This window comes from Candidatus Nitrosacidococcus sp. I8, from assembly GCF_945836005.1.
Taxonomy (GTDB): domain Bacteria; phylum Pseudomonadota; class Gammaproteobacteria; order Nitrosococcales; family Nitrosococcaceae; genus Nitrosacidococcus.
Map to the genome: position 1 here is coordinate 1787734 of NZ_OX241534.1, position 24727 is coordinate 1812460.

Sequence of the window (24727 nt, forward strand, 5' to 3'; positions counted from 1 at the left end):
AATGAGCAATTATCGTAGTCGTTTAGCCACTAGTCGTCGCTGGGTAATCAAAGTGGGAAGCTCTCTACTTGCCACTGAGAGTCGTAAACTAAATACCAACTATATCCAAATACTAGCACATGATATTGCGAAACTACAAAATTTAGGCTATCAGATCGTATTGGTTTCCTCTGGCTCAGTTGCTGCCGGAATGCAAAGACTAAATTGGCACCAACGGCCTAGTGCTTTACATCATTTACAGGCGGCTGCCGCAGTTGGTCAAATGGAATTGATTCAGGTTTATGAATCTAATTTTCAGAACTATGGACAACATTCTGCACAAATATTACTGACCTACGATGATTTAATTAATCGTAACCGTTACTTAAATGCACGCAGTACACTGCGTACCCTACTACAGTTAAAAATTGTACCTATTATTAATGAAAACGATACGATTGCAACTGAAGAGATTAGGTTTGGAGATAATGACACCTTATCTGCTTTAGTAGCTAACTTAGTAGAGGCAGAAGTTCTAGTTATCCTGACAGATCAAGCTGGATTATTTACTGCGGATCCAAGAGAAAATGTTCATGCTGAATTGATTTCAGAAACAGCAGCTAGTAACCCAGATCTTGATGTAATGGCCAGCACTAGGACAGGTATCTTTGGTCGTGGAGGTATGTTTACAAAACTAAGAGCAGCTCGGCAAGCTGAACGTTCTGGGACGATTACTGTGATTGCTGCTGGAAAAGAGAAGGATATTATTCCAAGAATTACCTCTGGAGAAAAGATAGGTACGCTATTATGGCCTAATATAGAGATACTTACTGCTCGAAAACAGTGGCTTGCTGGTCAGCTACAAACTAAAGGAAAAATACAGCTAGATGCTGGTGCAATAAATGTATTATGTAGCTCTGGTAAAAGTTTACTACCTATAGGTGTTACCGCTTGCAATGGTCATTTCACTCGAGGAGATTTAGTCAGTTGTGTGGATATACAAAATAAAGAAATTGCTCGTGGACTTATTAATTATAGTGCCGAGGAAACGAAACGTATCCTCGGCTATCCAAGTAGTCATATTGAGCAAATATTAGGATATATTAACGAAAAAGAGTTAATCCATAGGGATAATTTGGTATTGCTCTAGATACTACAGTTTATCTATATAGTATTAAGCCATTAAGTGGATTTTAGTATTTATCCTGCTCTTATAGCGAGCTGCTTTATTAATATGAATTAAACCTTTACGAGCTAAACGATCTAAAGTCGGTACCATGATCTTATATGCAGCAATCGCTTGTTCCCTATTACCCGTTACAATCGCTTTTAAAGTCTTTTTAATATAAGTACGCATCTCAGAGCGTTGACTTGAATTTTGTTTACGGTGTTTTTCTGCTTGGCGAGCTCGTTTACGTGCTTGTGCGGTATTAGCCAAAGTGTATATCTCCTATTTATATCTTAATTACTCATTTCAAAACTAAAACTACAATAATACTTGTAAATACTATTTAAAGACAATATGGTAGATTTTTTTTATCTACTAATCAATCATGAGCATTCAATTATTTAAATCTACTGCGGTTGTTGGTGGATCCACCTTTCTTTCTCGAATATTAGGTTTTATTCGAGATATGGTGATCGCACAAGTTTTCGGTGCTGGATTAGCAGCAGATACCTTTTTTGTAGCATTTAAAATACCAAATTTTCTACGCCGTTTATTTGCTGAAGGTGCTTTTTCTCAAGCTTTTGTACCAGTATTTTCTTTCTATGTTGCAAATAAAGATCCAATCGAAACTAAAACATTAATTGATCGAACTACAGGTACTTTGGGAATAATACTCTTCTTTGTTACAGGACTAGGGATAGTAGGTGCTCCCCTATTGGTTATAATATTCGCACCTGGTTTTATTAAAGATCCAGATCAATATAAATTAGCAACTCAATTATTGCAAATCACTTTTCCTTATTTATTTTTTATTTCTCTAACTGCCTTAGCAGCAGGAATACTAAATACTTATAAGCGGTTTAGTGTTCCTGCAATTACCCCTATATTTTTAAATATTACACTTATTATTTCGGCATTATGGATTGCTCCTACCCTAACTACTCCAGTAGTTGCTTTAGCTTGGGGGGTATTTTTTGCAGGGCTTATTCAATTATTATTTCAGATTCCCTTCCTTAAGCAGTTAAAACTTCTTCCTAAACCGCATTTTGCATGGAAAGATACAGGAGTTCAAAAGATTTTCACTTTAATGCTTCCTGCAATCATAGGTAGCTCTGTATCTCAGATTAATCTTTTAGTAGATACAATACTCGCTTCATTTTTAACAACAGGGAGCATCTCTTGGCTTTATTATGGAGATCGGCTAGTGGAATTTCCTTTAGGAGTTTTTGGTATTGCCTTAAGTACAGTTATACTCCCTACTTTATCGGAAAAACACAGCAAAGATTCTCCTAGGGATTTTTCTCACACCCTCGATTGGGCACTACGCTGGGCTTGTCTTATTAGTATACCTGCTGCAATAGGATTAGCACTACTTGCTACTCCTATTATTACTACCTTGTTCTATCATGGAGAATTTAGTAAACATGATGCCATTATGACTGTTTACAGTCTTATCGCTTATAGCTTCGGTTTAATACCTTTTATTCTTATTAAAATCCTAGCTTCTGGATTTTATGCAAGACAAGATACTAAAACCCCTATGAAGATAGGGGTTGTATCTATGGTAAGCAATATTGTTTTAAATATAATATTAATGGTTCCTTTAGCACATGTGGGTCTTGCTTTGGCAACATCCCTTTCTGCTTGGCTAAATGCTGCGTTATTATTTATTTATCTAAAGCAACGGGGTATTTATACTCCTCAGCCCAAATGGTTTTTATTAAGTGTTCAAATTACTATTGCAAGTGGTCTTATGGCTTTTTTTATCCTATGGAAAAATTCTCCTCTAGTTAACTGGATTCAGTGGAATTTAATATCTCGCATAGAACATTTATTAATTTTAATTACTCTAGCTATAGTTATTTATTCTATTTCTTTATTATTAATGGGGGTAAAACCAAAGATGCTAATTATGAACAAGCATAATGGTTAGCGTGCATATAAAAAAAGGGATACGGCAATATCCCTTTTTTTATATTTAGAGATCTAAAAACAACTAGAAGGAGGAATAGGGTAGATAGTGATCAGCTAGCAGGAATGCAAATAACGCAGACAGGTAAAATATAGAATAACCAAACATCTTCATTGCTAGTCTATCATTAGTATCACGATATAGAGCAATCGCAAGATATAGAAAATATCCCCCTAATCCTACAGCACCCACTAAGTAGAGCATACCACTTAAGTGACTAGAAAAAGGCAGTAAACTCACAGCAAATAGTAAAAAAGTATAAAGGACTACTTGTTGTTTAGTATATTCTACCCCATGAGTAACAGGAAGCATGGGAAACTTTGCTCGCCCATACTCTTCTCTACGTGCTAAAGCTAAAGCCCAAAAATGCGGTGGAGTCCACATAAAAATAATTAAGAATAAAATAAAAGCATGAACATGCATTTCCCCTGTTACTGCTGCCCAACCTAGTACAGGCGGCATCGCTCCAGCAGCCCCTCCAAGCACAATATTTTGAGGCGTTGTTCTTTTTAAGAAGGCAGTATATATAATCCCATAACCAATCATAGAGAAAAAAGTTAAATAAGCGGTTAAAGGATTAACTAAAAAATATAAGATAGCCATAGATAATATGGCAAGGGATATAGCAAAAATTAGTGCTTGCCTAGAAGTGAGTTTACCTGTAGGTAGGGGACGAGATTTAGTGCGACCCATTACTGCATCTGCTTTTTCATCAATTAGATGATTAATTGCGGCTGCAGATGCAGCACCCAAACCGATTCCGATTGTGCCAAGAAAGAAAATTGGCAAAGGTACTACCCCCGGTACAGATAAAAACATACCTACTATGGCAGTAAAAATAATCAGAGCAACAATGCGGGGTTTGCAAAGTACAAGATACTCCCGCCAATTGGTTAATGTTCCTCGAATTAAAGTAGTTGTTGTCATAATTCTTTAGCTCCTCGGAATGGATATTTTACAGGATGAAGTAAATGATTAAATGTAATTACGCTAAGTAAAAGTAAAGCTGCTATGCCATTATGAGCTACTGCTAGAACAGATGATACCCCAGATATAGCGGTAGATACTCCTAATCCTACTTGAGTAAAGGCTAATACCACTAATGCTAACCCAGCCTTATGTAGCATAGAATTTTCTGAGTTTTTCATCGCCTTTATACCAAGTGTCGTAAGTAATATTAAAGTTACTATAGCAACTATTCTATGGACAACATGAATAGCTGTTGCCGATTCAGGGGTAATTTTACCACCTTCATAGTTTTCTCCTAATGGCTTCCAGAATGTAAAAGCTTCATCAAAATTCATGGTAGGCCACCATTGTCCTTGGCAGGTAGGAAAATCGTTGCAGGAAAATCCAGCATAATTTGTACTTGTCCACCCACCTAGAGCAAGTTGTAGTATTAGAAGTAATAGCCCAGCAAGAGCCCACATTTTGAAAGAATATGAATATTCACCAGGTACTCTCGCTATAATCTGAGTTGATTCCCCTTGTCGTAGGGTAATCCACCAGACTAAAGAAAGGAGAGTCATTCCTCCTAATAAATGAAGAGTGACTATTGCAGGCTGAACAAGTAGGGTTACCGTCCACATTCCCAAAGCTGCTTGACAACCTGCTACACCTAGCAGAAGTAAGGGTGAAGCTACCATCTGTTTAGGATCTCTGCGATTATACCAAGCAGCTATCGCACACCCTAAAATGAGCGTTGCTAATACGCCTGCACAATAGCGATGTATCATTTCCTTCCAAGCTTTTCCTGTATCTACAGGGCGATCAGGATAGAGATCATTTGCTTGATCAATTTGTTGTGTAGAGCTTGGTACTGTAAGTTGATTATAGCAACCTGGCCAATCTGGACAACTCAATCCTGCATCTGAAATGCGAACATAAGCACCTAAAATAACAATAATTAAAGCAAGCAAACTTGCAATAAAAGTAAATATTACAAAACGACGACTCATAATTTTTATTTATTATCCTATATAGGAGACAAGCAACAAGCGTTTAATATCTTTTAGGATATGTTTAGAATCTTCTTCCGATGGGTAACTCATCATAATATTTTTTAGAGGATCTACAATATAAATTCTCTGATTAGCCGCTGGGTTTTGAGCATTCGGAAGGATAAATTGCTTGATCTGTGTATGTTCTTGATCTTTCTCAACAGCAACTATAAGATCGGGGTGTTCATTACTAATCCAATCTTTTTGCTGTTGTAAAGTATTTATATCATCTGCTATCCACAAACGCCGCACCCGATACATATATTTATTTCCGAGTGCTAAGCGTATTTGTCGTACCTTATTTAGTAAATTATGGCACTGATCGTCACAATTAGCAGGCTCAAAAATAACGAGTGTCCATATACCCTTAAAAATATCATCAGTAGATAAATCTTTTTTAGATAACCCGCCTATAAAGAACCCATCTCTTAATGGAACACTTGGAATAATAAGTTCGCCATAGTTGCTTGTTTTTACTTTGCCATCTTGAAAATTTTTGTACATCCACCAAGAAATAATTACAGGTAATATAGAAACAGTAAGAATGGCTAACATTATTAAGCGAGATCCTTTTGTTTGTACTTCTTTTTTTGCAGTAGTTTCTACCGGCACATCTAGTTTAGATTCTTGCTTGTTTTCCAATTTCTAACTCCTCACATATTACTAATTTTGATTGTTAATCTCACGTTTAATTAAAACAATAAATATTCCAAAGGCAATAAAAGCCATGCTAAACCATTGGATAGCGTAGGCAATATGTCGTTGTGTTCCCATTTCTGATGGAGAGGACGGCCAAGATCGAGCAAAACCATTAGGCTGGTTTGGGTCTAATTGAATAATCAAAGGTTGTAGAGAGTAGCCTAATTCTAGTTCTAACTTTTCTATATCCATGTATTGAATTAATTTTGGCCACCCAGAAGATTCCCAGTCCTCTTCCTTTCCTAGATAGAAGGGGGGTTTTTTAAAAGGATGATATAGGGTGCCAAGGACGGTTACAACCAAATTATCTGTCAGTTCTATAGGAGGCAATTTTTGACGATCTAAATTTGCAGCTATCCACCCTCGGTTAATAAGTATTGCTTTATTTTCTTTATACAGAAGCGGCGTAAGTATATAATAGCCTACCTGGCTTTGGTAAATTTGGTTATCTACCAACATCGTATGTTGATTATCAAAATGTCCTTCTACAATTATTTTTCTATACTCATCTGTTTTTTGATTTAATCTCTTATCTCCAATAAGAATAGGTACGTCACTACCTCTTTCTTCAAGAGCCAGTTCAATGGAACGCTTTACATCAGCACGCCGCAATTGCCAAAACCCTAATGAGCTAAGTACAACGATCATAAACGTAAATAAAAATATAAAACTTAATCTAAGAGTTATACTCCTTTGTTTGAATTTAAATAGCATAGATTATAAGGATTGATTTCAATGATATTACTTACTGTAAGTAATGAGGTTTATACTAGTATATAAATATATATTATATAAAATATATAGTAAATACATCTTTACAAGATTAGACTAACGGTAGTGCTAGTTATTATATAACCGCTACGGAGTATATTATGATTTTTAAATTAATTATTATCGGGCTTTTAATTTTTACTGTTTATTCTTTAGGTATTGCATTAGTTGCTCTGCTAGGAAGAAGTGATAAAGACGCAGAAAAAATGTTAAAGGCACTTACTTGGCGAATTTCTCTCTCTGTAGGTATATTTGTTTTGCTTATGATTGGGAGAGCTGTAGGATTAATTACCCCGCACAGTGCATTTCAAGAAAATAATCCATCAATAAATAGTCTAGATATATCAGATCAAAAATAGTTTACTTACATATAGTAGAAATCTCTCTTACCTAAATTTAGGTAAGAGAGATCAGTAAATACGCCCAGCTTCTTCTATTATATCCAATATACAAATATAAATAAGCCAAGCCAAACTATATCAACGAAGTGCCAGTACCATGCCACAGCTTCAAAAGCAAAATGGCGTTGGGGTGTAAAATGACCTTTGATACTGCGTACCCATATGGTAATTAACATGATTGACCCTACAGTTACATGGAATCCATGGAATCCTGTTAACATAAAAAATACAGATCCATAAATTCCAGAACCTAAAGTGAGGTTCATATGAGTAATAGCATGGCCATATTCATAGGCTTGACAACCAACGAAGGTTAAACCTAATGCAAAGGTAAGAAATAATCCTTGGATTAATTGCTTTCTATTTTCGGATCTTAGCCCATGATGGGCCCAAGTAACAGTTACACCACTAGTAAGAAGGATGAGGGTATTAAGCGCAGGAATACCCCATGCTTCCATTGTATTAAGTTCTCCACCAACATGGGCAGGACCGCTACTTGGCCAAAATTCAGAGAAATTTGGCCACAGGAATTCATGAGCCATTCCCTTATCACCAATCCCAGAGAGCCAATCTAGTGAAAATGCACGAGTATAGAACAGAGCTCCAAAGAAAGCAGCAAAAAAGAAAACTTCAGTAGTGATAAAGAAAATCATGCCCCAACGAAAGGAGCGATCTACTTGATCATTATAGAGTCCTGATTCGCTTTCACGAATAACTTCGCCAAACCAACCAGCCATTACAAAAAATATAATAGCGAGCCCAACAAGTAAGCCAAATTTCCCTACCTCTATATCATTAACCCAAGCTGCAACACTTCCTAGCGAAAGAAAGAGTCCAGTAGAAGCTACTATAGGCCAATGACTAGGTTGGGGTAAATAATAATCCCCATGAGCGTGTGCCATAAAGCATTTCCTCCCGTATCATTTAATGCTAAAAAAATATTTAAATTACAAAAAATTTCTTAAAAAACTTTTAACCTGAAGAGTCTTTAGTGTTTTTATCGGCAACATTAAAAAATGTATAAGATAAAATTACACTGCTGTATTCTAACGGTAACTTAGAGTCAATATAAAAAACTACAGGCATTTCTCGTTCTTCGCCTGCTTCAAGCGGTTGTTCAGTAAAGCAGAAACACTCGGTTTTATGTAAATGTTTTGCTGCTAGCCCTGGACTAATACTAGGTACGGCACGACCAACAATTTTATGATTATCTAAGTTACGCACATAAAAAACAGCTTTTGTAGTTTCTCCCGGATGAATCTTAATTTTATTTGTTTCTGATCTAAATTCCCAAGGAAGCTGAGTATTAGCAGTAGCTAGAAATTCAACAGTGATTACACGACTTGCGTCTATTTTCGTTACTTCAGCCTTTTCTTCTGCAACTGCTACATTCTCAGGCTTACCGTTTAGGCCTGTAATCGTGCAAAAAGCATTATAAAGCGGTATTAAAGCATACCCAAATCCAAACATAACAATTGCGTATAGAGCCAATTTTAAGGTATGCCTGCTCGCTTTTTTTTCAGAACTACTCATGGTTCATTTTATCGCCGTATGTATATTCTGATACATAAACCAAAGGTAAACTCCTAGAGAATATAGAGCTACTATCCACCCGGTGCGCCGGGCTTTCGCCCGACGCTGTTCCAGAGAAAACTCAGGCTGTTGCCTATCATCATTAGACTGCTGCTGATTATTTTCAGGTTGTTGCCTATCGTTATCAGACATTTACTATCTTCTCTGTTATTTCACATGAGGAGGAGTTTCAAAGGTATGATAAGGAGCAGGTGTTGGTACAGTCCACTCTAAACCTTCGGCACCTTCCCAAACTTGATCAGGCAACTTTTCTCCTGCTTTACCCTTAATGGTTTTAAGCACAATGTATAAGAAGAGTAATTGACCTGCTGCAAACATATAAGCACCTACGGTAGAGATCTGATTCCACTCAGTAAATTGAGGAGAATAATCTGCAATTCTACGTGGCATGCCTGCTAAGCCAGCGAAGTTTTGAGGTAAGAAAATAACATTAGTAGCGATAACAGTGATCCAGAAATGCCACTTAGCTAGATTCTCATCATACATATGACCAATCCATTTTGGGCCCCAATAGTAGAAAGAAGCAAAAGCACCGAATACGGTGACTGGAAGCACTACCCAGTGAAAGTGAGAAACAATGAAGTAAGTATCTTGGTATTGGAAGTCAGTTAAAGATACTCCCATCATAAGACCTGTGAACCCACCAATTGAAAATAAGGCAATAAAGGCAAGTGCCCACATCATTGGGGCTTCAAAAGTCAAAGATCCACGCCACATCGTAGCTAACCAGTTAAATATTTTAACTCCAGTAGGTACTGAAATCATAATTGTGGCATACATGAAGTATAACTCACCTGCGATTGGCATTCCTACCGTAAACATATGGTGTGCCCATACGATAAATGAAAGGAAAGCAATGGCTGCAATCGCATAAATCATGGAGTGTTTACCAAAAAGTGGCTTACGAGAAAAGGTAGGAATAATATCTGACATTAAGCCAAAAATAGGTAATACAAGAACGTATACTTCAGGGTGACCAAAGAACCAGAAGATATGTTGGAACATAATGGGATCACCACCACCAGCAGCACTAAAGAAGCTGGTTCCAAAATGGCGATCAGTCAATTCCATAGTTACTGCACCAGCTATTACTGGCATAATACCTATGATTAAGAAAGAGGTAATAAGCCATCCCCAGCAGAACATAGGCATTTTCATCATGGTCATACCAGGTGCTCTCATATTGAGTAGGGTTGCAATAATGTTAAGAGATCCTAGTATCGATGAAACCCCTAAAGTATGCACGGCAAAGATTGCCATATCATAGCCTATACCACCTTGGATAAATAAAGGAGGATACATAGTCCATCCGCCTGCAGGTCCACCGCCTGGAACAAACATACTACCTAACAAGAATGTAAATCCAAAAGGTAGAAGCCAAAAACTCCAGTTATTTAGGCGTGGTAGAGCCATATCAGGTGCACCAATCATCATTGGAATTAGCCAGTTGGCTAGACCCGTTAAAACTGGCATCAATGCACCAAAAATCATGACTAGACCATGGATACTTACTAGCTCATTAAAGGTCTGAGGATCCAAAAACTGCATTCCGGGTAGAAAAAGCTCAGTCCGGAATATTAAAGCCATCGTACCGCCAATTATAAACATTGCAAAACTAAACCACAGATATAGTGTTCCAATATCTTTGTGGTTCGTGGTAAATAACCAGCGCGAAATCCCAGTGGGATGGTGCGCATGATCACCGTGTGCTACTTTACTCATACTCAAATTTCTCCTACATTGAATCTCTTACATATAGAAATTCTTTTACAAGCCAATATTACTTAGCTTGCTCTGATTGTGCGATAATTTTACTTTCTTGTGGATTACCTAATAAAGCAACTTGATCGGCTACCCATCTATCAAATTCTTCTTGGGTTTTTGCCTCTACTACGATAGGCATAAATGCATGCCCTCGCCCACAAATTTCAGTGCATTGACCTCGATAAGTACCAGGTTTCTCAATCACTGCCCAAGCATCATTAATATATCCGGGAATTGCATCTTGCTTGAAACCAAGGGCAGGAAGCCACCAAGCGTGAATAACATCATCGGCAGTAATTACAAAACGTACTTTCTTATTAATTGGAAGTACTAATGGGCGATCTACTTCGAGAAGATAATTTTCGCCTTTAGCTGTTTTATTTTGTAGCTGATCTATAGGGGTGGATAAACTACTAATGAAGCCAAAATTATGATCAATGTAATCATATTTCCAACGCCACTGATAACCCGTAACCTTAATTGTTAAGTCAGGATCGCTAGTGTCGTATGTACGAAACATTGCTTTAGTTGCAGGTATAGCAATAGAAATCAAAATTAAAAATGGTATAACTGTCCATACAACTTCAAGAAGTGCATGTTCATGAAACTGGCTTGCAACAGGTCTTTTAGATCTGTTATGAAATACTATAATCCATGCCATAAGACCATACACAAGGCAGGCAATAGCAACGCAAACCCAGCCAATATACATATGAAGGCCGTAAATCTCTTTTGAAATAGGAGTTACACCTTCTGTTAAATTAAAACCAAATTCAGCACTTGCGCGCCCACTGAGCAGAAGTAACCCTATACTTCCTGCAATGGTTGCGAATAAGCTTTTTCTCTTGTTAGACAGGCTCATTCATTTCCCCTCCAGCTATCGCTTTCAATAATAAAATACTCATAGTAAAACATATATGAAGTATACATCTTTTATATATGCTTATCTAGAACAATAAGCACTAAATTAATTTTTTAAGTGATTTTAATAGATTTGGCAGCACTAGATCTACAGCACTTTTTTAACTCGTATGCTAATCGTTGGCGCTCGTCTTCTGTAAGAAAGCTACCAATTTCAACCTCATCTCCATGGGATCCTATCATGAGCCGACTCATATACCACCCATGAGTAGGAAGATTAACTCTAATTTTTGTCCAATAACGGTGAAATTTCCACATTTCTTCAAGCTTTTTACGGCCCCGAAGAATTTTAATATCATCCCGATCAATGGTAATTATTTCACGATATTGAGCTCGGTTAGCACATAAATAAAAGCCAATGCCTAGAGCAATTATTTCTAATCCTGCAAATGGAAAAATAAGCCACAAACCTAAAAGGCTAAACCCAATAGATATAGTACCAAGAGTCGCTGCAACGATTAAAATAACATTTCTCATTCCACGCCAACTAAGTGAATTGTTTGGTTGTAGTGTGAATTGATACTTGTTTTCATCGGGCATAAAGCATCTAGAAATCATAATTGCTAGCCCCTCTAAATAATCACTAATCTTAAATATTAATTAAATTTATTTAACCCAAGGTATATTAAGTCCCTTCTGGCTAGCAAAATAGGCACCTAAATCCGCTTTATCTTGGTCAGAAAGAGGAGCTGCCATTCCGGCCATTACATCATTTTTTCTATCACCAGACTGATAAGCACCTAAAGCATGGACAATATAGTTTGCACTTTGACCTGCTAGTTTAGGAAAACTAGGAGCAGGACTGTTACCATCTGCACCATGACAACCAGCGCAAGCTTCAGATTTTTGCTTTCCTGCCGTTGGATCACCTTTTGGTTTTGCCATTGCTGTTCCAGAGGCAAGCACCATAGATACTGGGATTAATAAGAAAAATAACCATCGGTTTGACATAATAACGTTCTCCACCATATTTATCTAAATTATTAGCCTTGCTTTATTGTTTTTCAAAGAAAGCAGCTATATCTTCCATATCTTGATCAGTTAAACTACCTGCTGATCCCTGCATTGGCGGATGTTTTCTATCGCCAGACTTATACGCTTGGAGTGCAGAAACAATATACTCAGCATGTTGACCACCTAATTTTGGTACTTTATAGGTTGGATAAACATTATTGAGACCCTCAATACCATGGCAGCCTTGGCATTGTTTTTGATCTGCCTTTTGTCTGCCAACTGCAGGATCGCCTGCTGCTTGTACTGTCATGCTAAATAGTAGTGCCATGCTAGTACCCAAGAGAAAAATAGGAAAACTTTTTTTATCCATTATTAACTCCCACTTACTGATTAGTACGTTATTTTTCGGTTTTGTTTTAAAAAATACCTAAATATTTCCCTCTAGTGTTTAAATAGCTAGAGAGAACCCCACAAAACTAAATAAACTAAAACTTCCCTTTAATATATATTAAGCTATATTAGATTAATAAACATATATAAAAAATATATCTTACTAAGTATATTTAAAAAAATAAATATAACAGAATATAGACTATACATTATTGAGTAATTGCAAATAATATCTTATTTTTACATGATTTGGTAATAATCTATATTACTTCTATAACCTTAATCTCCTAGATTTTATGAATTAGCCTACATGCTAAACTAATAAGCAAGTAGCACTACTATTTACGATAGATATAGGAAAATTATATTGAACCGATCAGCTAGAATTCGCCGGGAAACATCAGAAACTCGGATTGAAATTGTTTTGAATCTATTAGGAAAAGGAGATTTTTCTGCTAAAACTGATATTCCTTTTCTTGATCATATGCTTAATCAAGTAGCGCAGCATGGGTTAATTGATCTTGATATAAATGCATCTGGAGATCTACATATCGATTATCATCATAGTGTGGAAGATATTGGTATAACCTTAGGTCAAGCTTTAAAACAAGCAATTGGTGATAAAATTGGTATTCAGCGATACGGTTATGCTTATGTTCCATTGGATGAGGCTCTCTCTAGAGTAGTATTAGATTTTTCAGGGCGCCCCAGCCTTCATTATCGGGTACTCTATTCTCAGCATTATATTAATAACTTCGATGTAGATCTAATTCAGGAGTTCTTTCAAGGGTTAGTAAATCATGCTGCAATAACTTTACATATAGATAATTTGCAGGGACGTAATACCCATCATATTGTGGAGACTATTTTTAAAGCCTTTGGTCGTGCTCTTAGGATGGCAGTGGAGCAAGACCCTCGGCGAGGAAGTATACTCCCTTCCACTAAAGGATCTCTATAAAATAGCGAAATAGTACTTTTACTTTTTGGATAACCTTATATGTCCCATGTTGCAATCATTGATTATGGAATGGGTAATCTTAGATCGGTGTCAAGAGCTTTAGAAAAAGCAGCAGAAGGAAAAAAAATTAGTATAAAAATCACTAATAACCCACAGGTGATAAAAGCAGCAGAGAGAGTAGTTTTTCCTGGGGTAGGTGCTATTCGAGATTGTATGCAGGAGCTACGGAATCTAAATCTGGAATCCACTATAAGAGAGTGTGCAGCAAATAAACCATTTTTAGGGGTATGCCTTGGCATGCAAGCACTTTTTGAGTTTAGCGAAGAAAATGAAGGGACGCCATGTTTTGGAATAGTTCCTGGAAAAGTATGCCACTTTAGTACTAATCAGCTATCTTTAAAGATCCCCCATATGGGATGGAATATAGTTCATCAACAATATAACCACCCTCTTTGGCAGGATATCCCTCAAAATAGTCGATTTTACTTCGTCCATAGCTATTATATAGTACCCCAGCAATCATCCTTAATTACAGGCACTACAGATTATATTACAACTTTTGCATCGGCTTTTACTCAAAAAAATATCTTTCTAGCACAGTTTCATCCAGAAAAAAGCCAGCAATTGGGGGTACAATTTCTTACTAATTTTTTAACATGGAATGGTACAACTTAAAATATTTTCTTAAGGCTATATACCTCGGGAGCTAATAAAAAACTAATGTTACTGATACCTGCTATTGATCTTAAAGGAGGAAAATGTGTTCGTTTACGCCAAGGGCGTATGGAAGAAGATACAGTCTTCTCTAATAATCCTATTGCTATGGCTCTACATTGGGCGGAGTTAGGTGCTACAAGATTGCATCTCATTGATTTAGATGGTGCATTTGCAGGTAAACCTGTTAATGCTGATATTATCTATGATATTACTCAGGCACTACCGGATATTGATATTCAAGTGGGCGGTGGGATTCGCGATGGGGATACTATCCAAACCTATTTAGATGCAGGCGTTCGCTACGTTATTATTGGTACTAAAGCTATTAATGCACCTCATTTTGTTTCAGATGCCTGTCTTGAATTCCCAGGCCATATTATCTTAGGGTTAGATGCCAAAGACGGTAAAATTGCTATTGATGGATGGTCTAAGCTCTCTCGTCATAGCGTTATTGACATTGCACAACATTTTGAAAAAGATGGTGTAGAGGCTATTATTTATACAGATATTCAGCGCGATGGCATGATGAATGGGGTCAATGCTGAAGCTACGAGTAAATTAGCAGAAAAAATTAGTATTCCGGTAATTGCTTCTGGAGGAGTTTCTTCGTTAGAAGATATAAATAAATTACATCAATATGAGGAAAAAGGAATTGCAGGAGCAGTTATTGGTCGTGCTCTATATGAAGGGAAAATAAATTTAACTCAAGCACTTTCTTTAGTGCAATCAAAGTAATAAATTTTTCTTTTATTAAATTCGATTTATTGATATGGGTTTAGCTAAACGGATTATTCCTTGTTTAGATGTGGATAATGGACGTGTTGTTAAAGGGGTTCGTTTTGTTGATATTCGTGACGCAGGCGATCCTGCAGAAATTGCTCAACGCTATGATGAACAAGGTGCAGATGAAATTACTTTTCTAGATATTACCGCTAGTAGTGATAACCGAGACACTATGGTGCATACTATTGAAGCCATTGCAGAAAGAGTATTTATTCCCTTAACCGTAGGGGGGGGAATACGGAGCTTAAATGATATTCGGAGAATGCTTGTTGCTGGAGCTGATAAAGTAAGTATTAACACTGCAGCAATCCACCGACCTAAATTAGTGAAAGAAGCTGCAGATCGCTTTGGTACCCAATGTATCGTTGTCGCTATAGATGCTATGAGAGTTTCTGCTGAAAATAAGCCAGATCGATGGGAAATATCTACCCATGGAGGTCGTAAAAAAACTGGGATAGATGCAGTAGAATGGGCAATCAAAATGGCTCAATTTGGCGCAGGTGAAATTTTGCTGACAAGTATGGATCGAGATGGAACTAAAGAAGGATTTGATTTACGGTTGACACGTACTATTAGTGAGGCTGTTTCTATTCCTGTGATTGCCTCTGGGGGGGTAGGTAATTTAGATCACCTAGTTGCCGGAATTTTAGAAGGAAAAGCGGATGCGGTATTAGCTGCCAGTATTTTTCATTTTGGTCAGTATACAATTGCAGAGGCAAAGCATCATCTAGCAACCCATAATATTGAAGTAAGGTTATAATGAGTAGCTGGTTAGATGATGTTGCATGGAATGAGAAAGGGCTAGTGCCTGTCATTACCCAAGAGATAAACACGGGTAAAGTGCTTATGTTTGCTTGGATGAATCGGCAATCTTTAGAAATAACGGCAGATACTGGCTATGTAGTGTATTGGTCTCGATCTCGATCATGCCTATGGCGTAAAGGAGAACGGTCAGGGCATGAACAAATTGTTAAGAATATTCTTCTCGATTGTGATAATGATACCTTATTAATCCAAGTCGAACAAAAAGGCGGTATTGCTTGTCACACAGGACGGCATCATTGTTTTTTTAAACAGTTAAAAAATAAAAGTTGGAAAGCAACCGATCCTATTTTAAAGGATCCAAACATTATTTATGGAAGCTAAATGAGCGATATTTTTAAGCAGCTAGCCACCATAGCAAATGATCGTAAAAATGCAGATCCAAAATTTTCTTATATTGCAAGTCTCTATGAAGCAGGGCTAGACAAAATTTTACAAAAACTTGGAGAAGAAGCAATTGAGACAATTTTAGCAGCTAAGAGCGGGGAAAAAACAGATATTATTCATGAAACTGCTGATTTATGGTTTCATAGTCTAGTTATGCTCGTTCAATGTGATCTTCAGCCAGAAGAAGTTTTTAAAGAATTAGAACGACGCTTTGATTTATCTGGCTTAGAAGAAAAACAAAATCGGAAAGGTAAGTAGTTATGAAAGATCCAGAGTGTATTTTCTGTAAGATTATTAATAAAGAAATTTCTGCGGATATAGTATACAAAGATAAGATGGTAGTTGTTTTTAGAGATATTCAGCCACGTGCAAAAGTACACTTACTCCTTATTCCTCATCTGCATATCCCTAGTTTAGAACAGCTAGAACAGGAGCACCAAAATTTAATTAGGCATATGATACTTTTACTACCCAAATTGGCTCATAGCCAAGGGCTGAATACTGGATTTCGTACCATAATTAATACTGGCCCAGCTGGCGGGCAAGAAATTAATCACCTACATATTCATTTACTAGGTGGTGATTCAATTGAATAATTATTAGGAGATAATAATGGGTATAAGTGGTATTAGCATATGGCAATTGCTGATTATTCTGGGAATTGTACTCGTATTATTTGGTACAAAGAAATTAAGAACTATTGGAGGCGATTTAGGAGAAGCAGTTAGAAATTTTCGAGAGGCTATGAAAGATGAGAAATCATCCTCACCTATCTCTTCTCAACCAATGGAGATGGAGCATAAACAGCAGGATAATTTAACCTCCTCCCAAACTCAAAACAAAAATTTTGATAAATCTGAGAATAATTAAAATAGATATGAGTAGCCTCTAATTTACTTGCATAATCACTATGTTTGATATTGGTTTTGGAGAAATTCTTGTTGTTTTCGTAGTACTTTTATTAGTAGTGGGTCCTGAAAGAATACCCACAGTAGCACGTACGACTGCTCTATGGATAAAGAAAATACGCAGCCTAATATCTCAAGTTAAACAGGAGGTAGAGCAAGAACTTCACGCTGAAGAACTTCGCCAATCACTAAGAAAAAATATAGATTTACCGGATATTAAGAAACCTTCTCAAGGTTCTTCTCAGACCACTGATCATATCAAGAAATCATCGGATGATTCATAGTGCCTTATCAGGATTCTAACCAAGAAGAATTACCTTTTATTACTCATCTTATTGAGTTAAGGACCCGATTATTACGCAGTATTATTACGATACTTGCGATTACCCTAATTCTCATTCCCTTCTCAAATAAGCTATACCAGTTACTTGCTCGTCCTTTGATGGCACATTTGCCTGAAAATAATTCTATGATAGCTACAGAAGTAACTGCTCCATTTCTGGCTCCATTAAAGCTAACTTTAGCAGTTGCTTTTGCCCTCTCTATTCCTATAGTGCTATACCAGATCTGGGCATTTGTTGCACCTGGGCTTTATAAAAATGAGCGTCTACTTATTTTTCCCCTCTTAATTGCAAGTACTTTTTTATTTTTCCTAGGAATCGCATTTGCTTATTTCTTAGTATTTCCTTTGATGTTTGGCTTCTTTACTCAAGCGGCTCCAGAGGGTATTGCAGTGATGACAGATATTAGTAAATATTTAGATTTTGTACTGACTATGTTTTTTGCATTTGGTATTGCTTTTGAAGTACCTATTGCTGCGGTATTGCTAGTTTGGGTAGGAATTAGTAGTGTAGAGAGTTTACGAGAAAAACGCCCATACATCATCGTAGCCGCTTTTGTGATTGGTATGCTACTTACCCCACCAGATGTTTTTTCCCAAACCCTTCTTGCAATTCCTATGTGGCTTTTATTTGAACTAGGCATATGGTTTGCCCAGTATTTTGTGCCTAAAAAAATAAATGTAGAGGAATAATAGTTATATTTTAAGTTTTCATTGATTCATCATTTTTTTAAAAGTAAAAATACTACCTAATATTTATAGGAATAAAAGTTATCTTATTCCGCTGCCTATAAAACATGGAAATTTTCTGGATTGCTATTGCTTATATTCTAGGGTTAGTTGCCTCTCATTTAGGGCTCCCTCCCCTTGTAGGTTATTTAGTAGGGGGGTTTATTCTTGGAGAGTGGAATATAGGTGAAAACCCTACGATTCACGCTATTTCTGATATTGGTGTGCTACTCCTATTATTTAGCGTAGGGCTTAAGATAAATATAAGAAGCCTATTACGATGGGAAGTATTAGGAGTTGGTTTTAGTTATTTAATCATTTCAAGCGTTGGTAGTATTTTATTACTTTTATTGGCAGGAACACCTCTACTTGCTGCTATATTTCTCGGTTTAGGACTTTCATTCTCTAGTACCGTTTTTGCTGCTAAAACTCTTGAGGAAAAGGGAAGTATTGGTGCTTTCCATGGACGGCTTGCTATAGGTATTTTGGTATTACAAGATTTAGTAGCTGTTACCATGTTGGTTTTTATTCAAGGAAGCTCCTTTTCACCTTGGATACTAGCATTTTTAATCAGCGTCCCAATAATACGTCTATTTCTTAGGAGTCTGCTTACTTGGAGCGGTCATAAAGAATTATTATTACTCTATGGGTTACTCATCACTCTTGGCGGAAGTGAAGCTTTTAAATCCTTAGGATTAAGCGGTGAATTAGGGGCGTTAGTTGCTGGAATGTTACTTACAGGTCACCTCCATACAGAAGAACTCTCTAAAACTCTTTGGGGATTAAAAGAAGTTTTCTTAGTTGGTTTTTTTTTACAAATTGGTTTTGGCGGATTACCTGGGTTACATGATGGAATATGGATACTTTTATTCACTGTACTCTTACCTCTAAGAGTCATTATTTATTTCTTTCTTGGTATATTTTTTCAGCTTAAGGCGAGAACAGCTTTCCTTACTACCCTAGCATTGTCTAGCTATAGTGAATTTACTTTAATTGTAGGTGCTGCGGCAGTTAAAAGTAACATCTTACCCGCTACTTGGCTCCCTGTTTTAGCATTATTGGTTACTGCTTCTTTAATTATTGCTGCTCCCTTAAATAAGATGTCCTATGAGCTATTTACTTACTTTGAGAAGTGGCTGATTTCTTTTGAGCGTAAAATTCCTCACCCAGAAGGAGAAGCTCCAGATATCCGAAAAACCACTTGGCTTATCGTGGGTATGGGGCAATCAGGAACAGCTGCTTATGATTTTCTTGCACAAAAACATCAACGAGTGCAAGGATTAGATTCAGATTTACTCGTAGTTCAACAGCAACAAAAACAAAGTCGGCAAGTAAACTACGGAGATGCAGAGGATCCAGACTTGTTGAATAAAATAAATCTAAAACCTATGATTGGCATTATTTTAGGGATGCCAGAACTAGCAACTAAACTGCATCTTGCACAAAAATTACGCCAAAATGACTACTCAGGTATAGTAGCAGCTATGAGTCTCTATCCTGAAGAGGATTCTAAACTCTACAATAGTGGAATAAATTTAATTTCTCACCCCTTTGCTGATGTAGGGGAACGGCTAGCAGAGCGTGCTTTGGCACAAAAACGATTACGTCATAAATAATACCACAAAATTATTAGAAAATGCGTATATTCCGTACTAAACCTATCCATGAAGATGTTCATAACACTACCGATTTAAAAAGAGTATTAGGTGCAGTAGACCTTATTTTTCTAGGGATCGGTGCTACTATTGGAGCAGGTATTTTTGTATTGACAGGTATTGCCGCAGCAAATTACGCAGGGCCTGCAGTAATTCTCTCTTTTGTAGTCGCAGGAGTTGCTGTTGCATTTACTGCCCTATCCTATGCTGAGCTTGCAACTACCATAGGGGGAGCAGGTAGTGCCTATGGATATAGCTATGCAGGATTAGGTGAAATAGTGGCTTGGATGATTGGCTGGATGCTACTTTTAGAGTATGCAGTAGCTATTTCTGCAGTATCCGTAGGTTGGTCTGGTTATGTTAGTAATGGATTATCCGCACTGGGATTTCAGATACCTGAGTTTTTTACCAAAGCACCAAGCCATGGCGGAATAATTAACTTACCTGCTATGGTGATAATTCTACTATTAGGTGGATTACTTGCGGGGGGAGCTAAAATAAGTGCACAGCTGAATGCCATTATGGTAATAGTTAAAGTTGCAGCTATACTGCTTTTTATTGGAGTAGCCCTATTTCATGTAAACACTCAGTATTGGACTCCTTTTATACCTTTTGGCTGGCAAGGTGTAATGACAGGAGCAGCAAGTATCTTTTTTGCCTACATAGGTTTTGATGCAGTCTCTACCGCAGCAGAAGAAACAGAAAATCCACAAAGAAATTTACCTATTGGAATTTTAGGATCACTAGCTATTTGTACCCTGCTTTACATGCTGGTTGCTGCACTGCTTACAGGTATTGTACCTTACCCTTCTTTAGATGTTCCTTCTCCTGTTTCCGATTCCTTACTACAGCTAGGGAAAACATGGGCCTCTGGTATTGTTTCTATTGGTGCGATTGCAGGACTAACTACAGTCATGTTAGTACTTTACTTTGGGCTTACCCGCATTCTTTTTGCCATATCTCGAGATGGATTACTTCCTCCCTTTTTCTCTCAAGTGAATGAAAAAACTAAAACACCTACTCAAGTTATTATCTTTTCTGGGATTATCATGGCAGTCATTGCCGCTTTTACCCCTTTAGATAAAATCGTTGAAATGACAAATATTGGTACTTTAAGTGCTTTTTCTGTAGTTTGCGCCGGTGTAGCAGTGCTTCGCTATACTCAACCTAATCTTTCTCGTCCTTTTCAAACTCCATGTAGTCCTATTATTCCCATATTAGGTATCCTTTCTTGTGTTTATCTAATGATTCACTTAAGTAGGGATACTTGGGTACATTTTTTTATTTGGATTGTAGTTGGGTTAATTGTGTATTTCATATACTCCTTCCGCCATAGCAAATTAGCCTGTGCAAAGGTAAACTAATAAGAGGGTTTATTTAAAAAATAGGTATAAATAATTATGGGCGATTCCTTAATAACCACCTTATCTGCTGCTTTTGGATTTGCATTAATACTAGGATTTATTGCTGCAAAAATTAGGCTTCCTGCACTTGTAGGCTATTTACTTGCGGGCATTCTCATTGGTCCCTTTACTCCTGGGCTTGTAGTTGATATGGAAATAGCCCAACAATTTTCTCAAATAGGCATTATGCTACTGATGTTTGGAGTAGGATTAAATTTATCTTTAGGGGATATACTTTCGGTTCGAAAAATTGCCTTACCTGGATCAGTATTACAAGTTGCCGCATCAACAACTTTTGGTGCTACCTTATCTTATTCTTGGGGATGGGAATGGGGTCATGCAATAGCTTTTGGTTTATCAATTTCAATAGCCAGTACTGTAGTTTTACTAAGATCTCTTGAAATGCACGGACTTTTCGGATCTATTAATGGAAAGATTACTATTGGCTGGTTTGTCGTGCAAGACATATTGACTGTATTGGTCCTTGTATTACTACCTCCTCTAGCAGGATGGTTGGGAGGGAATGCCCATCCTAGCGAAACAGAGACTAGTCTTGCCTTAGAGCTTACGCTTACTTTAGGTAAGGTTGCTTTATTTATTGCTTTAATGCTTATTGTAGGTCGTCGCCTATTTCCTTGGATGCTATGGAAGATAGCAGGAACAGGATCTCATGAATTATTTACCCTCTCTGTAGTTGCAGTGGCTATAAGTATTGCTTATGGTGCCTCTATGCTTTTTGGAGTATCTATCGCATTAGGAGCATTTTTCGCTGGAATGGTGCTTAGAGAATCAAAGCTTAGTCACCGAGCGGCTACTGAATCTCTTCCTCTTAGGGATGCTTTTGCTGTACTGTTTTTTGTCTCTGTAGGCATGTTATTTAATCCTCAAGTGCTCATGGATCAGCCTTTAAAAGTATTAGAAGTAGTTGCAGTGATTATGATTGGTACTCCGCTAGTCTCTACATTAATAGTACTCAGTCTTCGCTATCCATTAAATACAGCATTAGTTATTTGGGCAAGTCTTTCCCAAATTGGTGAGTTCTCCTTCATTTTGACTAATGTTGGTATCCAGCTTGGCTTGCTCTCTATTGATGCCCAAAGCCTAGTATTAGCAGCCGCTCTTATTTCTATCGCAGTTAATCCTTTAATATTTAGAGCAATTAAACCTATGCAGATATGGATACGCTCTAAATCTGCTTTAGCTAGAATTGTAGAACGTCCAGATGATCCTCTAGCAAAACTTCCTATGTATACTGAAAGAAAATTTCTTGCCGATCAAATAGTTTTAATTGGCTATGGTCGAGTAGGTCATCGTATTGGAGAAGCTCTTGCTCATACTAATACTCCTTACGTAGTAGTAGAAGAAAATAGAGAAGTTGTAGAAAAACTAAGAGAAAAAGGAATTCCTGCTGTTTCAGGTGATGCTGGAGACTCGTCAGTACTTATTCAAGCACATATTGCTCGAGCAGGTATGCTCATCATTGCTATCCCTGATATCCTAAGTACACGTAAAATGATTACTACTGCCCGTACCTTAAACCCTCAGATTAAAATTATTATTCGTACTCATAGCGAAGAAGAATTAAACCTTTTAGAGCAAGAAGGTGTGGGTAAAGTGTTTTTCGGAGAAAGTGAGCTTGCAGCAAGTATGATTAACTACATTCTCAACCAGCTTGAACCGAAAGAAGAAAACCAAAGTGCATAAAACAATAAAAAAGGCTAGTAAATTATTTTACTAGCCTTAATCAAAAATGGTGGCTATGGGTGGACTTGAACCACCGACCTCAGCATTATGAGTGCCGCGCTCTAACCAGCTGAGCCACATAGCCTAAATAAAATTAGGTAGAAAAAAGAAATCTATTTTTTATAGATTATAAAGACTGCTATTATACATGAAAAATTCCATGCTAAAAATATCTACTAAATAATACTTATTTATAAAAAATAGCTAACCAAATAGTCAAATTATTTGGATCTGTCCAAGTAACTCTGTGTTTAGTATGAGCAGGAATATTAAGGTAACTACCCTTTGATAAGATATGCTCTAAGCCATCTTCTAACATTAAAGATGCTTTTCCTTCTATAACCATTACCCATTCATTTTCATCTTGATCGTACCATTTAGAATCAGGTGTAATATAGCCTTTAGATACGATCCGTTCAATCTTTATATTTTGATAAGATAAAATAGTTTCAAAAACTTCTTTCTCTAAATTTTCTGGTAATGAATCCAAGATATTAGAGAGCATCATAAAGACCAGCCATATAGCCAATTTATAGCTGCTTGATTATCTATCACTACACATTAAAACGAAAATGCATGATATCCCCATCCTGCACGATGTAATCTTTTCCTTCAAGCCGCCACTTACCTGCTTCTTTTGCCCTTTGCTCCCCACGATAAGTGATAAAATCTTCATAGCTGATAACCTCAGCACGAATAAATCCTTTTTCAAAATCAGTGTGTATTGCTCCTGCAGACTCGGGTGCTGTGGCATTAATAAGCGTTGTCCAAGCGCGGACTTCTTTAGGTCCTGCAGTAAAGAAAGTTTGCAGTCCAAGTAATTGATAACCCGCTTGAATTACTCGATTAAGCCCTGGTTCTTTAATCCCTAATTCGGCCAAAAATTCTATTTTTTCTCCCTCCTCTAATGTAGCAAGCTCAGTTTCTATTGCTGCACAAACTGGAACTACTTTAGAGCTTTCTGCTGAGGCGAAGTTTTGCACTTGTTTTAGCCATGGATTATTTTGCAATCCATCCTCTGCTATATTTGCAATATAAAGTGTGGGTTTAATAGTAAGTAAGTGTAGATGTTGAAGCTGGCTTTGCTCTTCTTCAGCAAGCTTAAGTGTTCTTATTAGTATTCCTTGGTTAAGGCCGTCTTGCACTTTTTCGAGAGTTGCCTTTAGAGATAAGGCTTCCTTATCTTGAGAGCGTGCTGCTTTAGTTGTTCGAGCTAAAGATTTTTCAACAGTCTCTAAATCTGCTAAGGCAAGTTCTGTATTAATAATTTCTATATCTCTTAAGGGGTCTACCTTTCCAGCTACATGAATAATATTAGGATCATCAAAGCAACGTACTACTTGAGCAATTGCATCAGTTTCTCGAATATGAGCCAAAAATTGATTCCCTAATCCTTCACCTTGAGAAGCACCAGCTACTAATCCTGCGATATCTACAAAAGTAATAGTCGTAGGAAGTGTTTGTTGAGGATTTACAATTGTAGCGATACTACTAAGTCTTGGATCAGGTACAGGTACTATACCTATATTAGGATCAATAGTGCAAAAAGGATAATTTTGGGCATCTATCCCCGCCTGAGTGAGTGCATTAAATAAGGTAGATTTACCTACATTGGGTAACCCTACGATCCCACATTTAAACCCCATAGCTCAATAAATACCTTTGTAATT

At 37.1% G+C, this 24727-nt stretch carries 31 protein-coding genes and 1 tRNA gene; 16 read left to right on the forward strand and 16 right to left on the reverse strand.

Translation table 11 applies throughout. From position 1 onward, the window contains the following. The first annotated feature begins 1 nt into the window (after position 1). On the forward strand, positions 2–1129 hold the full coding sequence (proB, locus tag OOL07_RS08845) for a glutamate 5-kinase (RefSeq protein ID WP_264696209.1): 1128 nt from the start codon (positions 2–4) through the stop codon (positions 1127–1129). 24 nt (positions 1130–1153) lie between these two features. On the opposite strand, the gene rpsT is transcribed toward proB, so the two are convergent. Further along, on the reverse strand, positions 1154–1417 hold the full coding sequence (gene rpsT, locus OOL07_RS08850; RefSeq protein WP_264696210.1) for a 30S ribosomal protein S20: 264 nt from the start codon (positions 1415–1417) through the stop codon (positions 1154–1156). Between the two features lie 115 nt (positions 1418–1532). Here rpsT and murJ point away from each other — a divergent pair, with 115 nt between their 5' ends. After that, positions 1533–3080, forward strand: a complete 1548-nt coding sequence (gene murJ, locus OOL07_RS08855; protein WP_264696211.1) for a murein biosynthesis integral membrane protein MurJ — start codon at positions 1533–1535, stop codon at positions 3078–3080. A gap of 63 nt (positions 3081–3143) precedes the next feature. On the opposite strand, the gene cyoE is transcribed toward murJ, so the two are convergent. From cyoE to OOL07_RS08875, 4 genes are read right to left on the reverse strand one after another with little or no spacing between them, the layout of a single operon-like run. Then, positions 3144–4046 (reverse strand): heme o synthase, encoded by a 903-nt coding sequence (gene cyoE, locus OOL07_RS08860; protein WP_264696212.1) that lies wholly within the window; start codon positions 4044–4046, stop codon positions 3144–3146. Continuing rightward, the gene (locus OOL07_RS08865; RefSeq protein WP_264696213.1) at positions 4043–5077 is read right to left on the reverse strand and encodes a COX15/CtaA family protein; all 1035 of its coding nucleotides are present in this window, start codon (positions 5075–5077) and stop codon (positions 4043–4045) included. Before OOL07_RS08865 ends, cyoE begins: the two co-directional genes overlap by 4 nt. Positions 5078–5089: 12 nt before the next feature. Further along, the gene (locus tag OOL07_RS08870) at positions 5090–5761 is read right to left on the reverse strand and encodes an SCO family protein (protein WP_264696215.1); all 672 of its coding nucleotides are present in this window, start codon (positions 5759–5761) and stop codon (positions 5090–5092) included. A 21-nt stretch (positions 5762–5782) separates the two neighbouring features. Beyond that, a complete protein-coding gene (locus OOL07_RS08875; RefSeq protein ID WP_264696217.1) occupies positions 5783–6466 on the reverse strand; it encodes an SURF1 family protein in 684 nt (227 codons plus the stop codon). Positions 6467–6690: 224 nt separating this feature from the next. On the opposite strand from OOL07_RS08875, the gene OOL07_RS08880 reads away from it, so the two are divergent. Beyond that, positions 6691–6948 (forward strand): DUF2909 domain-containing protein, encoded by a 258-nt coding sequence (locus OOL07_RS08880; RefSeq protein WP_264696219.1) that lies wholly within the window; start codon positions 6691–6693, stop codon positions 6946–6948. 77 nt (positions 6949–7025) lie between these two features. Here the strand turns inward: OOL07_RS08880 and OOL07_RS08885 are convergent, their stop codons facing one another. The 8 genes from OOL07_RS08885 to OOL07_RS08920 all read right to left on the reverse strand — a co-directional run bounded on the left by OOL07_RS08885 (position 7026) and on the right by OOL07_RS08920 (position 12592). Then, on the reverse strand, positions 7026–7892 hold the full coding sequence (locus tag OOL07_RS08885; protein WP_264696220.1) for a cytochrome c oxidase subunit 3: 867 nt from the start codon (positions 7890–7892) through the stop codon (positions 7026–7028). A gap of 70 nt (positions 7893–7962) precedes the next feature. Continuing rightward, complete coding sequence (locus OOL07_RS08890; RefSeq protein WP_264696221.1) at positions 7963–8523, reverse strand: cytochrome c oxidase assembly protein; 561 nt, start codon at positions 8521–8523, stop codon at positions 7963–7965. Between the two features lie 3 nt (positions 8524–8526). Further along, positions 8527–8715 (reverse strand): hypothetical protein, encoded by a 189-nt coding sequence (locus OOL07_RS08895; RefSeq protein ID WP_264696222.1) that lies wholly within the window; start codon positions 8713–8715, stop codon positions 8527–8529. A 15-nt stretch (positions 8716–8730) separates the two neighbouring features. Further along, positions 8731–10305: a cytochrome c oxidase subunit I gene (ctaD, locus tag OOL07_RS08900; RefSeq protein ID WP_264696223.1), complete on the reverse strand. Its 1575-nt coding sequence runs from the start codon at positions 10303–10305 to the stop codon at positions 8731–8733. Positions 10306–10363: 58 nt separating this feature from the next. Continuing rightward, complete coding sequence (coxB, locus tag OOL07_RS08905; protein ID WP_264696224.1) at positions 10364–11209, reverse strand: cytochrome c oxidase subunit II; 846 nt, start codon at positions 11207–11209, stop codon at positions 10364–10366. Between the two features lie 113 nt (positions 11210–11322). Continuing rightward, positions 11323–11826: a DUF2244 domain-containing protein gene (locus tag OOL07_RS08910; protein WP_264696226.1), complete on the reverse strand. Its 504-nt coding sequence runs from the start codon at positions 11824–11826 to the stop codon at positions 11323–11325. Positions 11827–11874: 48 nt separating this feature from the next. Further along, positions 11875–12219, reverse strand: a complete 345-nt coding sequence (locus OOL07_RS08915) for a c-type cytochrome (RefSeq protein ID WP_264696227.1) — start codon at positions 12217–12219, stop codon at positions 11875–11877. Positions 12220–12262: 43 nt separating this feature from the next. Next, positions 12263–12592, reverse strand: a complete 330-nt coding sequence (locus OOL07_RS08920) for a c-type cytochrome (RefSeq protein ID WP_264696228.1) — start codon at positions 12590–12592, stop codon at positions 12263–12265. 384 nt (positions 12593–12976) lie between these two features. Here OOL07_RS08920 and hisB point away from each other — a divergent pair, with 384 nt between their 5' ends. The 13 genes from hisB to OOL07_RS08985 all read left to right on the forward strand — a co-directional run bounded on the left by hisB (position 12977) and on the right by OOL07_RS08985 (position 23018). After that, positions 12977–13570, forward strand: coding sequence for an imidazoleglycerol-phosphate dehydratase HisB (gene hisB, locus OOL07_RS08925; RefSeq protein WP_264696380.1), 594 nt, complete (start codon positions 12977–12979; stop codon positions 13568–13570). 39 nt (positions 13571–13609) lie between these two features. After that, positions 13610–14245: an imidazole glycerol phosphate synthase subunit HisH gene (hisH, locus tag OOL07_RS08930; protein WP_264696229.1), complete on the forward strand. Its 636-nt coding sequence runs from the start codon at positions 13610–13612 to the stop codon at positions 14243–14245. A 45-nt stretch (positions 14246–14290) separates the two neighbouring features. After that, positions 14291–15022, forward strand: a complete 732-nt coding sequence (gene hisA, locus OOL07_RS08935) for a 1-(5-phosphoribosyl)-5-[(5-phosphoribosylamino)methylideneamino]imidazole-4-carboxamide isomerase (protein ID WP_264696230.1) — start codon at positions 14291–14293, stop codon at positions 15020–15022. 34 nt (positions 15023–15056) lie between these two features. After that, positions 15057–15830 carry an imidazole glycerol phosphate synthase subunit HisF gene (gene hisF, locus OOL07_RS08940; protein WP_264696231.1) on the forward strand — a complete coding sequence of 258 codons (774 nt, stop codon included), beginning with the start codon at positions 15057–15059 and terminating at the stop codon, positions 15828–15830. Continuing rightward, entirely contained in the window at positions 15830–16216 is a 387-nt protein-coding gene (hisI, locus tag OOL07_RS08945; RefSeq protein WP_413774114.1) for a phosphoribosyl-AMP cyclohydrolase, read from the forward strand. The genes hisF and hisI overlap by 1 nt, the downstream gene beginning before the upstream one ends. Further along, on the forward strand, positions 16217–16537 hold the full coding sequence (locus OOL07_RS08950; protein WP_264696232.1) for a phosphoribosyl-ATP diphosphatase: 321 nt from the start codon (positions 16217–16219) through the stop codon (positions 16535–16537). A 2-nt stretch (positions 16538–16539) separates the two neighbouring features. Beyond that, complete coding sequence (locus OOL07_RS08955; RefSeq protein ID WP_264696234.1) at positions 16540–16875, forward strand: HIT domain-containing protein; 336 nt, start codon at positions 16540–16542, stop codon at positions 16873–16875. Between the two features lie 16 nt (positions 16876–16891). Beyond that, entirely contained in the window at positions 16892–17149 is a 258-nt protein-coding gene (tatA, locus tag OOL07_RS08960; protein WP_264696235.1) for a twin-arginine translocase TatA/TatE family subunit, read from the forward strand. Between the two features lie 40 nt (positions 17150–17189). Further along, positions 17190–17471: a Sec-independent protein translocase protein TatB gene (gene tatB, locus OOL07_RS08965; RefSeq protein ID WP_264696237.1), complete on the forward strand. Its 282-nt coding sequence runs from the start codon at positions 17190–17192 to the stop codon at positions 17469–17471. Then, positions 17471–18220: a twin-arginine translocase subunit TatC gene (gene tatC, locus OOL07_RS08970; protein ID WP_319804033.1), complete on the forward strand. Its 750-nt coding sequence runs from the start codon at positions 17471–17473 to the stop codon at positions 18218–18220. Before tatB ends, tatC begins: the two co-directional genes overlap by 1 nt. A 104-nt stretch (positions 18221–18324) precedes the next feature. Further along, entirely contained in the window at positions 18325–19872 is a 1548-nt protein-coding gene (locus OOL07_RS08975) for a cation:proton antiporter (RefSeq protein ID WP_264696238.1), read from the forward strand. A gap of 20 nt (positions 19873–19892) precedes the next feature. Beyond that, positions 19893–21275, forward strand: a complete 1383-nt coding sequence (locus tag OOL07_RS08980; protein ID WP_264696239.1) for an amino acid permease — start codon at positions 19893–19895, stop codon at positions 21273–21275. Positions 21276–21311: 36 nt separating this feature from the next. Next, complete coding sequence (locus OOL07_RS08985) at positions 21312–23018, forward strand: cation:proton antiporter (RefSeq protein ID WP_264696240.1); 1707 nt, start codon at positions 21312–21314, stop codon at positions 23016–23018. Between the two features lie 47 nt (positions 23019–23065). Here OOL07_RS08985 and OOL07_RS08990 read toward each other — a convergent pair. The 3 genes from OOL07_RS08990 to ychF form a co-directional block, all read right to left on the reverse strand. Further along, positions 23066–23142: transfer RNA gene (locus OOL07_RS08990), tRNA-Met, on the reverse strand. 102 nt (positions 23143–23244) lie between these two features. Beyond that, positions 23245–23565 (reverse strand): cupin domain-containing protein, encoded by a 321-nt coding sequence (locus OOL07_RS08995; RefSeq protein ID WP_264696242.1) that lies wholly within the window; start codon positions 23563–23565, stop codon positions 23245–23247. Between the two features lie 46 nt (positions 23566–23611). Beyond that, complete coding sequence (ychF, locus tag OOL07_RS09000; protein ID WP_264696243.1) at positions 23612–24703, reverse strand: redox-regulated ATPase YchF; 1092 nt, start codon at positions 24701–24703, stop codon at positions 23612–23614. Positions 24704–24727 lie beyond the last annotated feature (24 nt).